We start from the raw sequence: 15938 nt of genomic DNA, 5'->3' as shown, positions 1-15938 counted from the left end.
CAAGAGTCGGCTGGCAAATTAGGGAATAAATAATTTTGTTTGTAGTGAAAAGTTTAATTATGTCTTATTATGATACAAATAAAACTTTTAGGGAGGTTTTGTAAAAACTGCTTTTGAATATTGATAACTAAATAAAATGTATATGGAATTTAAAATTATCGCCAAATACTTTTTCTATTTCATTTTTTATTGCTGAAAATTCCTGAAATTCGTGTTCAAATAAAATCTCATGCAATTCAGAACCCAAATTCCAATTTCAAAAAGTAATTCTCCAATCGATTATAATTCGAAAATACTTTCTGTTGGATCTTGTTTTGCAGAAAATATTGCCGAGAAATTCGATTATTTTAAGTTTCAGAATGAGACCAATCCGTTTGGGATTATTTTTAATCCGGTTTCAATTGAGAAAATATTTCGGAGAGTTTGTGAATTGGATTTCTATCAGGAAAAAGACATTTTCTTTTACAACGAGCGTTGGCATTCGTATGAAGTACATTCCGATTTAAGTAATTCTGACCGACAAGAATTGCTTGAAACTTTGAATAAAGCAATTACAGAAATCAATAAACAGTTAAAAGAAGCCACTCATATTATCATCACATACGGAACTTCCTGGATTTACAGAAATCTCGAAAGTAAAGAAATTGTAGCCAATTGCCATAAAGTACCTCAAAAACAATTCTCAAAAGAATTATTATCAGCTGAAGTTATTCAGAAAAGCATTCAAAACACAATCCATTTAATTCAGACAATAAATCCAAACATAAATTTCATTTTCACAGTTTCGCCAGTCCGTCACATAAAAGACGGTTTTATCGAAAATCAATTAAGCAAATCACATTTGTTCACTGCGTTGCATTTCGTTCTGAATACCGAACACTTAAAACTGAACACTGAATACTTTCCGTCATACGAAATCATGATGGATGAACTTCGCGATTATCGTTTTTATACCGAAGATATGTTGCATCCAAATCAAATCGCCATAGATTATATCTGGAAACTTTTCAGCGAAAATTACATTGCACAAGAAAGCGTTTCGATTATGCAGGAAGTTGACGAAATCCAAAAAAAGCTTGCGTCATAGAAGCTTCAATCCGGAATCAGAACAACATCAAAAATTCTTAGCAAATCTTCAAAAGAAAATAAATTTTTTAGGAGAAAAACTGCCACAAATCAAATTCTAAGCTAGCGATCTGTTTTAATTTTAAAAAAAAAAACTTAGCGCCTTAGTGCCTTCGTGGCAAAAAACAACAGTGAAATTTTAGAATAATTGCAGATAATTATGTAAATTGTTAAGGTTTAAAATCCACAATTTTGTAGACTGTATAATTACAGCCTTATAAAACTGCAACTTTAATCTAATCGTGTTTTGCTGACGTATGAATAAGAAATCAATTCATTTTCTAAAAAAAACACTTCGTGTACTTCTTTGGTGCGTGGGTTCTGTGGTTACGCTTTTATTGCTTTTAATTATTTTAATTCAGGTTCCGTCTGTCCAGAATTTTGTCAAGGACAAAGCGGTTTCTTACCTTCATAAAAAGATAAAAACCAAAGTTTCATTAGATCATATTTCGATCAAATTTCCAAAAGATGTAGTGCTGGAAGGTTTTTATTTTGAAGATCAAAAAAAGGATACTTTGCTGGCTGTTAAACGATTAGAACTCGATGTTGATCTTTTTAAACTGGTTAGCAGTGAACTCGAAATCAATTCCGTTTCTTTAGAAAATACGACTGCTAACATTTCCCGAAATAAAGACGGTGTTTTCAATTTTGATTACATTATAAAGGCATTCGAATCAAAAGAACCAAAAGTTGAAGATCCAAATGCAAAACCGTTTAAAATTTCTGTTGTAAAAGTCAATTTAGATAACATCAAATTCAATTTTAAAGATGATTTTTCAAAAAACGATATTCGCGTAAAGCTGACTCATTTTGACACTAAATTCAAGGAATTTGATTTGGATAAAATGAATTTTGATATTCCGAATATCGATCTTGACGGATTGAAATTGGTCTTAAATCAAGATGTTGTGGAGCAAATTGCTGAAGTTTCGGTAAAAACGGTTGATACTATTTCCAAGCGACCAGATTTCAAATTAAAACTCGGAAAAATCAGTTTGTCAAAAATTGATATTGCTTATGATAATAAAGATTCAAAATTAGATTCGGGAATAAAACTCGGAAATCTGAATTTGTCTTTCAATGAAATTGATTTAAATAAACAGCTTTTAGATTTCGATACTTTCGAATTAAAAAATCTCAGCGGAAATTTAAGATTAGGTGCAAAAGACAAACAAATTCAAACTCCAAGTTTAGATACAACAGCCATAAAACAAGCGGGTTGGAAAGCAAAACTGAATAAAGTTGACATTACAAATGTGGCTTTCAAATTTGATGATATGCAGTCTAAACCAGTTGCAAAAGGTTTAGATTACAGTCATTTGGATTTGAATAAATTTAATTTTCAGGCTGAAAAATTGTATTACGCAAACGATACGATTTCAGGAAATATTAAATCGCTAGCAGTAAATGAAAAAAGTGGTTTAAATATTCAGGCCTTAAAAACCGACTTTTTCTACGGACCAAAAAATGCATATCTGAATAACTTATATTTAAAAACGCCACAAACGCTTCTTCAGGATAAAATTAAAGTAGAATATAAATCGCTCAAAGCACTTCAAAAAGATATTGCAAACCTTTCGATTGAAGCCAGTGTCAAGAATTCAAAAATTGGTTTCAAAGACATTTTACTTTTTGCGCCTGATTTACGAAATACTAATCCGTTTAAAAGTAATCCAAATGCTGTTTTAGCCATCAACACACGTTTGAGCGGAAAAGTAAAAGATTTGGATATTCCATTATTTGAAATGAGCGGCATCGGAGCTACAAAAGTTTCCCTTTCGGGGAAGATAAAAGGCCTGCCAGATGCTCAAAAAGCCTATTATGATTTGAATATTAAAAAACTCTCAAGCACTTCAAAAGACATTTATGGATTTGTGCCAAAAGGAACAATTCCGACCAATATTCAAATTCCGCAACAACTTAGTTTGCAAGGAAAATTTAAAGGTTCGGTTCAAAATTTTAAAACAAATCTGGCTTTAAACAGCAGTTTCGGAAATGCAAAAGTCGATGCATTATTTGATCAACGTGTCAAAAAAAGAGAGAAATACGATGCCACGGTTTATTTATTGGATTTTAATGTTGGTCGATTAATCAAAAATGATTCGATCGGAAAAATTACGCTTAAAGCGAAAGTTAAAGGAACTGGTTTAGACCCAAAAACGGCAAATGCAGTTGTTGACGGATTGGTTAAAAAAGCAGTTTTTAATAAATATACGTACAAAGATTTGGCATTAAAAGGAAATATTGAAAATGGATCTTTTGCCGTAAAATCAGGAATGAAAGATCCAAATTTGAATTTTGATTTGGTTGCCAGCGGAAATACAAAAGAGAAATATCCGGCCATAAAACTAAAATTAAATCTGGATATAGCCGATTTAGAAAAACTGAATCTTCACGCCGGACCAATGAAACTTCGCGGAAATATTGATGCCGATGTTGCCAACAGCAATCCTGATTTTTTGAACGGAAAAGTGTTTCTTTCGAACATTCAGATTTTGCAGGATAAAGAACCAATTGTTTTAGATTCGGTTCGTGTTATTGCTTTTTCAGATAATACCCGAAATAATATTAAAATTTCGTCGCAGTTTCTAAAAGCAGAATTTGACGGAAAATACAAATTGACAACGCTGACTTCGGCAATAAAAAAATCATTATCTAAATATATCGATCTCAAAAATCCGAAAGTAAATGGAGAATCAGATGAACAACGATTGGCTTTTACTTTGACGGTTGATAACGATCCGATTTTGTTTAAATTAATTCCGAAACTTACAGGTTTAGAGCCTATTAAAATTACTGGAAAATACAATAATGTTACCGATTCTTTAGAAATAAAAGGTTCAATTCCTAGAATTGTTTACGCAGATAATACCATTTCTGACGGAAAAATAAATATTGAAGCCAAAGAAAATGCTTTAGAATATGCTATTTCTGTTGCTACAATTGAAAGCGGTTCATTGAAAATTCCGTTTACAAGTTTATCAGGAAAAGTGGAGAATAATATTCTGGATTATGCGCTCGAAATAAAAGACGCAAAAGACAAACAACAGTATTTTGTTGGAGGTCAATTCAAAGCCGAAGATTCCAAAAACATCTTCAAAATTGATGCTGAAAACTTTGTTTTAAATTATGACAAATGGAAAATCGATCCTGAGAATGCAATTGAATTCGGAAAAAACCAGCTTTATATCAATAAATTTTTCCTTGAAAATGACGGAAATGAATTGAAGATTCAATCGCAGGGAACACAAAATAACGCACCAATTCAGGTCGATTTTGTGAACTTTAAAATTGAAACCATCATGAACATTGTCAAAAAAGACAAATTGCTCATGCAAGGTTTGATTAACGGAAATGCGGTAGTCGAAAACGTAATGACAAAACCCACTTTTACTTCTGATTTAAAAATTGATGATTTTACTTTTAAAGGCGATAAAGTGGGCGATTTAGAAGTAAAAGTTGCTAATAAAATAGCCAATATTCTTACTGCAAATGTGCAATTGAGCGATGAAGGAAACGATGTGAATTTATCGGGAGATTATGCAATTGATGCAGGAACTTTTGACTTTGATGTAGCAATTAACAAACTGAATATAAAAAGTATTCAAGGTTTTAGCATGGATAATATTTCTGAAGGAACAGGTTATTTGTCAGGAAATTTTAAAATTCAGGGTACGACCGATGCGCCTAATATAAACGGCGAACTTAATTTTAACAACTCGGCTTTCAGAGTTACACAGCTGAATTCGTATTTCAAAATAGATCAAGAAAAAATCACTTTTAATAACGGTGTAATCGCTTTTGACAAGTTTACGCTTCATGATGAAAATGACAACGAATTGTCGGTTGACGGAACCATTCAGTCACCTGATTTCAAGAAATATAATTTTGGTTTAACCATTACCGCTGATGATTTTAGAGCGATTCATTCTAAAGCTCCAGATAACGATTTGTTCTACGGAGATTTGTTTTTGGATACCAAATTAAACGTAAAAGGAACGCTTGAAAACCCAGTTATTGGCGGAAATATTAAAGTTAATAAAGAAACGAAGTTTACGGTTGTTCTACCACAATCTGACCCTTCGATTGCGGACAGAGAAGGAATTGTAGAATTTGTTGACGAAGACAATCAGTATTTGAGACAAACTGCTGCAATGGAGAAAAAGCTAAATCAGTCAGAATTAATCGGGATGGATGTTAGCGTTGATATTTCAATTGATAAAGAAGCAGAACTGACTTTAATTATTGACAAAGGGAACGGTGATTATTTGAACTTAAAAGGCGAAGCGCAGTTAACAGGCGGAATTGATCCTTCGGGAAAAACAACTTTAACGGGTAAATATGAATTTACGGATGGAGCATATGAAATGAATTTCAACATGATCCGAAGAAAATTCAATATTCAAAAAGGAAGTTCAATCACCTGGAATGGAGAACCAACAATGGCAAGTTTGAATATTACGGCGATTTATAAAGTAGAAACTGCTCCTATAGATTTGCTTGGAAATCAATTAGGAGATAAAACTCAGGCCGAAAAAAACACCTATAAACAAAAAATACCTTTTGAGACACATCTAAAAATGAATGGCGAATTATTGAAGCCAGAAATCACTTTTGATATTGTGCTTCCAGAAGGCAATTATGGCGTTTCTTCTAATATTGTAGAGTTATCTCGTACAAAATTGGAACAATTAAGACAAGAGCCAGCTGAGATGAACAAACAGGTTTTTGCGCTTTTATTATTAAATAGATTTATTGGCGAAAATCCGTTTGCGAGTGAAAGCGGAGGTACAAGCGCAGAATCTTTGGCTAGACAAAGTGTGAGCAAGATTTTGTCACAACAATTAAATGATTTTGCAGGAGAATTGATCAGCGGTGTTCAATTGGAATTTGATTTAGAATCCACCGAAGATTACACGACTGGAACAATGGAAAACAGAACCGATTTGAATGTTGGTGTTTCTAAAAAACTTTTAGACGACCGTTTGAAAGTTACTGTTGGAAGCAGTTTTGCAGTTGAAGGACAAGAACGTGCCAACGAGCAAAGCACGAATATTGCCGGAGACGTTGCCTTGGATTATCAACTTACGAAAGACGGCCGTTATATGCTTCGTGCGTATCGTAAAAACGAGTATCAGGTGGCAGTTGAAGGTCAGGTCATCGAAACCGGAATTGCTTTTATTATTACAATGAGCTACAATAAATTCCGTGAACTTTTTCATCGTACCGCATTAGAAAAAGAATTGATTAAAGAAGAAAAACTGCGTAAAGAACGACAAAAACAAAAGGATAAAGAAGCGAAAGAAAAAGAGAATAAAGAAGAAGATCAAATTAAAGGCACCGACATAAAAACATAATAAGATGAAAAACAGATATATAAAATATTTTATTACGCTGTCCTTATTTTTTGTTTTTGGATGCAGTAATACTAAATATTTGCCCGAAGGCGAGTTGCTTTATACTGGCGCTTCAGTAAAAGTGAAAGATTCGATTATTAAAAAGAAAGATAGAAAAGCATTAGAAAACCAGCTTGAAGATTTGCTTCGCCCAAGACCTAACAAACAAATTTTCGGTCTTCGTCCGAAATTATGGATTTATAATATTGCGGGTCAGCCCAAAAAAGAGAAAGGATTTCGATATTGGCTTCGAACAAAAGTGGGCGAAGAGCCAGTACTTTTCAGTAAAGTCGATTTAGATTATAATGCTTCCGTTTTAAGGAATTTTACCGAAAACAAAGGGTATTTCAAAACACGTGTAAGTGCCGATTCGACCGTTCGAAATAAAAGAGTTACCGCTGAATATATTGTGGTGCCAAAAAAACAATACATCATTAAAAGTGTGACTTTTCCTGATGATTCATTAGCAATGTCAAGAATTATTGGAAGATCGAGCCGAAGAAGTTTATTGAAAGTGGGTAAACCATACGATTTGGATGTGATAAAAGCGGAAAGAGAACGAATCGATGCGCGACTAAAAGAACGCGGTTATTATTATTTTAACCCCGATTATATTTTGGCTAAAGTGGATAGCAGTAAAGGTGATCACGAAGTAAAAATAAGATTGGTCATAAAAGACGACGCTCCGCCAAAGGCTTTGACAGCTTATAAAATTGATAAAATTATTGTTTATCCAAATTTCTCCATTTCAAAAGACAGTGTAAAATACAAACCTGAAGATGTTGTTCAGTATAAGGATTTTACGATTATTGATACCGCAGATACTTTTAAACCGAGAGTTTTTGACCGAACAATTTATTTCAAGAAAGGAGATTTATACAACAGAAAAGATCATAATTTGACTTTAAACCGATTTGTAAATTTAGGCACTTTCAGTTTTGTGAAAAATGAATTCAGAACTTCAGACAGCATAAAAAATGCTTTGGATTCTTATTATTATTTAACGCTTTTGCTAAAGAAATTCATTCGCGTTGAGGTTTTAGGAAAAACAAATTCGGCCAGTTATACCGGGACAGAATTAAATGTAAATTGGAACAATCGAAATTTATTTAAAGGTGCAGAATTGTTAACCGTTTCTGTTTTTGGTGGTGCCGATTTTCAGTTGGGAGGAGTTAATAAAGGCAAAAATATTTATAAAGTGGGGACTGAAACCAGTTTAACCTGGCCAAGATTTATAACGCCATTTCATATTGATGGATCAAGCGAATATGTTCCAAGGACAAAAGCAACGCTTCGTTATGAATATCAAAACAGAACCCAATTGTATGCTTTGAATTCGTTTAAAACCTCTTTTGGTTATTTGTGGAAAGAAAATGCGCGAAAAGAGCACCAATTAAATGTTATGGATATTACGTATGTAAGTCCGAATCATGTAACACAGGAATATCGCGATGACATTCAAGCTGATTCATCTTTGGCAAAAGTAATAGAGAAACAATTGATTTTCGGGCCAACTTATACTTACACGTACACGAATACAATGCAGAAGCGTAAAAAGAATACGTTTTATTTTAGTGGCGAATTAGATTTGGCTGGAAATATTACAGGTTTGGTTACCGGCGCAAATGTTAAAGATGGTAATCAGAAAAGTATTTTAGATGTTCCGTTCAGTCAATATGCAAAAATAAGAGGCGATTTCAGGCACTATTTGAAATTAGGAAAAGAAAGTGAATTGGCGAGCCGAATCATTGTTGGAGCCGGAATTCCGTATGGAAATTCGAGTGTTTTGCCAACATCCAAACAGTTTGTAGTTGGAGGGACAAATAGTATTCGAGCTTTTAGGGCAAGATCACTTGGACCGGGTAGTTATTATAATGCACCAACTACAAATGATTATCTGCCAGATCAATCGGGTGATTTAAAACTGGAATTCAGTACCGAATATCGAGCGAAACTTTTTAGCATTGTAAAAGGCGCAGCTTTTATTGATGCAGGAAATATTTGGCTTATGAATGCTGACCCCAATAAACCGGGAGCAGAAATTTCAAAAGATTTTATGAAAGAAATCGCAGTAGGTGCGGGCGTGGGTTTACGATTTGATGTATCATTTTTTATTTTAAGAACTGATTTGGCTTTTCCGCTCCGAAAACCTTATTTGCCTGATGGCGAAAGATGGGTAATTAAAGACATCGATTTTGGAAGCGGACCTTGGCGTAAAGAAAACCTGATTTTGAATATTGCTATTGGATATCCATTTTAGATGGTTTTTTATTTACCACAAATTACGCAAATTTCCACAAATTATATTTGAGGTTACCTTGTCTTCTAAAAAAGCAATTTGCGGAAATTTGCGTAATTTGTGGTAGAAAATCTCTATACTTTTTCAAAAAAAGAAGTAAATTGGTCTAATAAAATATAGGTAATGCAAAATACACTCAAAAGAATTTTAGTTTTAGCTTCAGTCGTTTTTTTAATAATTCTGGCTTTCAAATTCTGCCAATTCAAAAAAGATGATGATAAAGATATTGAGTATAATACCAATTTAATTCAGCAACAGATTCTTAATGTTGGAAAATTGGTTGTCACCGAAGGACATTTTTCAGAAGTCATTACCTATAAAAATCAGCAGAAATACTTAATGGACATGATTTCTTTCGAGAAGAAAGCGCTTGTTGTCGTAAATGCGAATGTGACCGTTGCCTACGATTTGCATAAAATGAAATATGATATTGATGAAAAAAACAAAACGATTACGATCTTAAATATTCCAAAAGAAGAAATCACTATAAACCCGGATATTAAGTTTTATGACATTGAACAAAGTCAGATGAATCAGTTCACCGGAGAGGATTACAATAAAATCAACAAATCGGTAAAAGCAAATCTGGCAAAAAAAATCGAAACATCTTCATTAAAAATAAATGCCGAAAACCGATTAATAAGCGAGTTGTCTAAGATTTTGATTATGACAAATTCAATGGGCTGGAAGTTGCAATACAACGGAAAAACTATTGAGTCAGAAACTGAGTTGAATCAGGATTTGAAGTTGTGATTTGCCACAAAGGCACTAAGACACAAAGTTTTTTTGCCAAGGATTAAAAGATTAGAATGATTTGTTGAATTGCCTCCTGCTTTAGCTGGAGGTATTTAAAATGAAATGGAAAAAGGCTTTAGCCAAAACACATTTTTTGGCTAAAGCCTTTTGTATTGACTTATTTTTTCCTCCAGCTAAAGCAGGAGGCAATTCAAAAAAAACTTTGTGTCTTAGTGCCTTTGTGGCAAATTTGGCAATGAACTATCAAAAATCAAATCCAATCCACCAGCGATTAAATGCGCCACTTCAGGACGTTTTTCTTTTAGTTGATCCAAATAAATCAATACTTCCTGAAGTAATTGCTTATCATCAGAATCCTTTAAAAGCTCTGCAATTTCAACAGTTAAAAGCCAATCGTTGGAATGATTGTTTTTAACTTTCTCAAAAACAGATTTTAATTCGGTTTTAGGATCTTTATTATTTCTGATGTTTCGAACTGTCGCGTATAAAATCTCTAATTCATCGCGCTCATCAGTATGTTTTGCTTTTATTGTTTTAGTTGTTGGAACGATGTTAATCAAGTCAAAACTATTCACATCGGCTGGACCGGAAAAAGCCGAAACCACTTTTTTACCAATTGCCATATCGTAATTTCCCCAATCTGGCTGAAACAAAATTGTTTCGCCATGCGTTACCGTACAATTTCTAAAACTGATTAAAATAATTTCACCGTGAAGGTTTCGTGAACCTGTAATAATTTCACCTTCAACAATAATATTGCCTTCGAATTCCAGTTTTACGGTTTCGTTTTCAACAATGCTGTAAGCTTGCAAATCTTTCGGACTCATATCTTCAATTGCTAAATTGAAGCCTTTTAATTTCCCAATCGGACTTCCAAATCCGTGCGGATGTGTTAAAGTTCCGTGCCCAACTAATTCTTTTTCGCGGTAAGCTAAAGCCGTTTTTCCAGTTGTTTTAATGTAAACAGGTTTTCCTTCTTCTTCAATTACATTCGTGAAAACGCCAGAAATTTGTAAACCTGTACTTAATTCAATAGTTCCTAAAGCATTCGACTGAATCAATTTCTGAATTCCAGAAAGTCCTCCGGTGCGTAAAGCCATTTTATGTGCAAACTCTTCTAAAATCAAACTCAAATAAGAGAAATTTGGCGTTACATAAAGTTGAGGTTGTAATTGCGTAATATCAAAATTTTGATTCGCTGCTGAGATATCATAAGGGATTTTCTTCACATTATCTGTCATACAGTGAGCGCTTTCGCCAATTGAAGAAAGCAATCCAGCGCCATATATTTTGGGGTTTTCAACAGTTCCAATTAAACCGTATTCAACTGTCCACCAATGTAAATTTCGAATTTGAGCCATTTCAGACAATTCGCCCATATTGTTTTGTAAATCGGCAACGGCTTTTTCAGCTTCGTCGATTTTTTCCTGTGGAGTATCTTCAGCTTCTTTTAAAATCGAAAGCAGACGAATAGCTTCATACATTTGATAATCTTTATGAGACGAAATCGCTTTGCATCCAATTTCACCAAAACGTCTTAAATATTCGGCATATTCAGGATTAGCGATAATAGGAGCGTGGCCGGCACCTTCGTGGATAATATCTGGAGCTGGTGTGTATTCGATATGTTCAAGCTGGCGAATATCCGAAGCAATAACTAAAACATTATAAGCTTGGAATTCCATAAAAGCATTTGGCGGAATAAATCCGTCAACGGCAACTGCAGCCCAACCAATTTCGGTAAGAATTCGGTTCATTCCGTACATACTCGGAATAGAATCTATTTCGATTCCGGTTTTCTTCAATCCATCTAAATAGGAGTGATGTGCAACTTTAGAAAGATAATCTACATTTTTACGCATTACATAACGCCAAACCGCTTGATTGATAGGAGTGTAATCGCTATAATCTTGAGGTTTAATAAATTGCTTTAAATGTTTAGGCAATCGCTCTAATAATGGATTTGTTTCTATAGATGCATTCATTTCGAAAACGTTGTAGATTAGAATGTAAAATTACGAATTTAGACCGCTAATTTTTGCTATTTATCACAAAATTTTTATTCGAAAGTGTGTTTTGTTGCGTTTTTGTAGATTTTTAAGTTTTGCGTAATTTATTTTTTTACGACTTCTTTATTGAATTTCTTAATTCATTCTCGGCATTTCTAAAGTATTGAATTTTATGATTGAACATAAAAGCCATATTGGTGGCGCGCATTTTAGCTTCCTCAGTTAATGGGCCTGCAAATTGTTGATCAATAGTAGTGTTGAAAATTTCAATCCATCGATCAAAATGCGTTTTGTCAACCGGTAATTGTTTGTGCGGAGGAAAAGGCGTTCCAGAATAAGCACGAACATCAAATAAAATAGTCTGCCAAAAGCCATACATTTTCTGTAAATGTGGTTCCCAGCGATCTTGAAGTTTATCATTAAAAATTGGACCAATAAGATCATCTTTTCTAACATTATCATAAAAGCTGTTCACCATTTGCTTGATGTCTTCTATAGTCGAAATATCTTTAAGCGTTGCCATTTTTTCTGTCTAAATATGAATTGCAAAAATACGATTTAACTTCTTCTTATTTCTATGATATTTGTCATTTTTGGTCTATTTATTTGGTCGAAATTGCTTTTGATTTGTCCTTTTTGGTTTGTTTAAATAATTGATTTTTAAGTTGTTATTTGTAGGATTTTTTAAAAAGTAAGATTTTGCTTGTTTCGAAAATTATAAATAATTATAAATCAGTACGTTATGAAAAACAGTGATAGGTTTTTGTTAAGGTGGAATTTTATGTTGATGTGTATTTGTAAAGTTAAATAAATATGAATTTATTTAAAATTAACATAATATTGATGTGAATTAATAAAATTACGCTTAATAAATAAGAAAAATTTAATTAACAAAAAACCAAAAAAAATGCACAAAACTACTCAAAAACCTACAAAACGAGTAATTGCTATGATGATGCCAATCATTACAATGCTTTTGCTTATTACTACTAAAACAAATGCCCAGACGGTTACTCCTTGGATGACCACGGGAGATCAAACGAAACTAATACAACAACAGAGTACTGTAAGTTTCGGAACCAATTCAGGATCTAATCCTTCTACAGTTACAGTCAATGCAGGAACTACGTACCAGACCATGGATGGTTTTGGTTATACACTTACCGAAGGTAGCTGTGAAGTGATCAGCGGTATGGCGGCGACACAGCAAAATCAGCTTTTGAATGACTTATACAATCCAACAACAGGTTTAAACGCTAATGTTGTTCGTATTAGTATAGGAGCTTCAGATTTAAGCAGTTCTTCTTATAGTTATAACGAAACTGCTGGAGATACAAATATGAATAATTTTAGTTTAAATGGACCAGATTTAACGTATTTGATTCCGATTATTAAAAAGATTCTGCTTATTAATCCGAACATAAAAATATTAGCAACTCCTTGGTCACCACCTCGTTGGATGAAAACGAATAATTCTTGGGTTGGGGGAAATTTGCAAACACAATATTATGCGGCCTATGCCAAATATTTTGTAAAGTATTTTGATGCAATGGCTGCGCAAGGAATTTCTATTTGGGGAATTACGCCTCAAAATGAGCCAGAAAACCCAAATAATGAACCAAGTATGCTGATGAATTCAACTGAACAAAAGAATTTCATCAATCAACAGCTTGGACCACAAATGGCAGCTGCGGGTTATGGAAATATAAAGATTATTGCTTTTGATCATAATTGCGATAATACAGCATATCCAATAGATGTTTTGAACAATAGTAGTTATGTAGATGGCGCGGCATTTCACTTGTATTTAGGAAATATTTCTGCGATGTCAACGGTAAAAACACAAACCAATAAAAACGTTTATTTTACAGAACAATACACAGGTTCTGGTGGAAATTTTAGCGGTGATTTTGGCTGGCACATGCAAAACGTTGTTATTGGCAGTACGACTAATTGGGCGAAAACAGTTTTAGAATGGAATGCGGCAAACAACTCAAGTATGGGGCCACATACGCCAGGAGGCTGTACAAGTTGTTTAGGAGCAGTAACGGTAACAAGCAGTACAACTTATACTAAAAATGTTGCGTATTACATTATTGGCCAAATATCAAAATTTGTAAAACCAGGCGCTTTACGAATTGCGTCTTTAAGTACAAGTGGCAGTATTACTTCTGTTGGATTTAAAAATCCTGACGGATCTATTGCGCTTTTGGTTTATAATTCAGGATCTTCTTCTAATACTATAAAAGTTGTTTCTGGATCTTCAGCATTTGATTATGCGGTTCCTGCATCATCAGCAGTGACATTCAATTGGTCAGCAGGGGCTCCAGTTGCAGTAACGGGAGTAAGTGTGAGTCCGACAACGGCAAGTGTTGGCGTGAATAGTACACAACAGTTAACTGCTACTGTAGCTCCAAGCAATGCAACGAATCAAAATGTGACATGGAGTTCAAGCAATACAGCGGTTGCGACGGTTAATTCAAGCGGACTTGTAACGGGTGTTGCAGCAGGAACAGCAACTATAACAGTTACGACTCAAGACGGAAATAAAACGGCAACATCGGCAATTAATGTGACAATTGTTGCGGTAACAGGAGTTTCGGTTTCACCAACTTCAGCATCTATTTTTGCAGGACAAACACAGCAATTAACAGCAACAGTTTCGCCAAGCAATGCTTCAAATACAAACGTTACTTGGAGCTCGAGTAATACAGCTGTCGCAACCGTAAATTCTAGCGGATTGGTTACAGGCGTTGCGCAAGGAACGGCAACAATTACAGCTACAACTGTCAGCGGAAGCAAAACCGCAACAAGTGCATTTACCATTCAAGGACAACAGCCTTACGGAGGAACTCCAGCTTCGATTCCGGGAATCATTCAAGCAGAAAATTATGATTTAGGTGGCCAAAATGTAGCTTATTATGATAATGAAACTGCAAATCAAGGAGGTGCATATCGTACTTCTGAAGGTGTTGATGTAACTGGAATTTCTGGAACTTCGGGATATGCCGTTGGATGGACTGCGAATGGAGAATGGCTGGAATATACTGCAAATGTTACTGCGGGAACTTATACAATCGACGCGACTGTTTCGACCATTAATTCTGGAAAACAGCTTCGTATTTTATTAGACGGAACTGTTTTAACAACAGTTTCAATTCCAAATACAGGTTCTTGGGATACTTTTCAAACGGTTTCCGTTCCTAATATTACTTTTGCAGGAGGAAATAATAAAGTTTTACGCTTTGAAATTATTGGTGGCGATTTTAACATCGATAAAATTGAAGTAAAAAGTGTAGCAGTTGTTCCAGTAACTTCTGTTGCTGTAAGTCCAACAACGGCTTCTATTTTAGTTGGAAATACAACACAATTAACAGCGACAGTTTCGCCAACAAATGCTACGAACAAAAATGTGACTTGGAGTTCAAGCAATACTGCTGTTGCGACTGTAAATGCATCTGGATTGGTTTCTGGAGTTGCTGCGGGTTCTGCAACTATTACTGTTACAACGGTAGATGGCGCAAAAACGGCAACAAGCGCAATTACGGTTACAGCTTCTTCAACTGGTTTTCCGGGATATTATAATATTATTTCAAGAAACAGCAACAAAGGTTTAGATGTTGCAGATAATTCAACTTCGAGCGGAGGACGTATTCAGCAATATGATATAACAAGCGGAGGCGGAAGCAATCAACGCTGGAAGTTTGTTTCAGATGGAAGCGGGAATTATTACATTATAGTAAAATCAACTGGAATGTATTTAGCTGTCGAAAATAATGGAATTGGCGACGGACTAAAAGTGCAACAAAGAACATTGTCGGCTTCAAATGAGTTTAAATGGACCGTTACAGATCTTGGCACGGGCTATTATAAAATCATCAATTTAAATAGTGGAAAATCACTTGACGTTGAAAATGTTTCTACTTCAAATGGTGCCAATATTCAAGTTTGGACATACACAGGTGGACTAAATCAGCAATGGCAGTTTGTTCAAGTGGAATCAACAGCAAAGAAGGCATTGGTACAAACAATTCCGGCAGAAGAAGAGAATCAAAATGATATGGTAATTTTTATTAATGCTTCAAATGATTATTTAAAAATTGATAGCAATCATAAAGGAAACGCTACTGTAGAAATTTTCTCTCTCGAAGGCCAAAGTGTACTGAAGAAAAACATGAATTTTGAAGGAAGCCAGTCTGAAATTGAAATTTCAAGATTGCCAAAAGGGATTTATGTAGTAAGAATAAATGACAATACGGGAACTTACACTAAAAAAGTACTGAAACAATAAATTACAAATCTAGAATTCAATTAGTAATTTTATATTTGATTTTAAAAGGCTGTCTACGGTTA

The 15938-nt window shown here is 34.3% G+C and carries 6 protein-coding genes and 1 pseudogene; 5 read left to right on the top strand and 2 right to left on the bottom strand.

Translation table 11 applies throughout. From position 1 onward, the window contains the following. The first annotated feature begins 229 nt into the window (after positions 1 to 229). From RB619_RS17485 to RB619_RS17470, 4 genes and pseudogenes are all read left to right on the top strand, one after another. Positions 230 to 1187 (top strand): annotated as a pseudogene (locus RB619_RS17485) (GSCFA domain-containing protein). Between the two features lie 195 nt (positions 1188 to 1382). Beyond that, positions 1383 to 6482, top strand: coding sequence for a translocation/assembly module TamB domain-containing protein (locus tag RB619_RS17480; protein ID WP_308099844.1), 5100 nt, complete (start codon positions 1383 to 1385; stop codon positions 6480 to 6482). A 4-nt stretch (positions 6483 to 6486) separates the two neighbouring features. Beyond that, positions 6487 to 8781: a BamA/TamA family outer membrane protein gene (locus RB619_RS17475; protein WP_308099842.1), complete on the top strand. Its 2295-nt coding sequence runs from the start codon at positions 6487 to 6489 to the stop codon at positions 8779 to 8781. Positions 8782 to 8943: 162 nt separating this feature from the next. Next, a complete protein-coding gene (locus tag RB619_RS17470) occupies positions 8944 to 9573 on the top strand; it encodes a DUF4230 domain-containing protein (protein ID WP_308099840.1) in 630 nt (209 codons plus the stop codon). A gap of 212 nt (positions 9574 to 9785) precedes the next feature. Here the strand turns inward: RB619_RS17470 and RB619_RS17465 are convergent, their stop codons facing one another. Both RB619_RS17465 and RB619_RS17460 read right to left on the bottom strand, forming a co-directional pair. Then, positions 9786 to 11561 (bottom strand): aromatic amino acid hydroxylase, encoded by a 1776-nt coding sequence (locus RB619_RS17465; protein ID WP_308099838.1) that lies wholly within the window; start codon positions 11559 to 11561, stop codon positions 9786 to 9788. A 136-nt stretch (positions 11562 to 11697) separates the two neighbouring features. Further along, the gene (locus tag RB619_RS17460) at positions 11698 to 12108 is read right to left on the bottom strand and encodes a group III truncated hemoglobin (protein ID WP_308099836.1); all 411 of its coding nucleotides are present in this window, start codon (positions 12106 to 12108) and stop codon (positions 11698 to 11700) included. Positions 12109 to 12492: 384 nt separating this feature from the next. On the opposite strand from RB619_RS17460, the gene RB619_RS17455 reads away from it, so the two are divergent. Then, a complete protein-coding gene (locus RB619_RS17455; protein ID WP_308099834.1) occupies positions 12493 to 15876 on the top strand; it encodes an Ig-like domain-containing protein in 3384 nt (1127 codons plus the stop codon). The last annotated feature ends 62 nt before the right edge of the window (positions 15877 to 15938 follow it).

Source organism: Flavobacterium sp. LHD-80 (genome assembly GCF_030929605.1).
Lineage (GTDB): Bacteria > Bacteroidota > Bacteroidia > Flavobacteriales > Flavobacteriaceae > Flavobacterium.
Note: the sequence above shows the minus strand (reverse complement) of the source record. Positions and strands in the feature narration are given on the sequence as shown.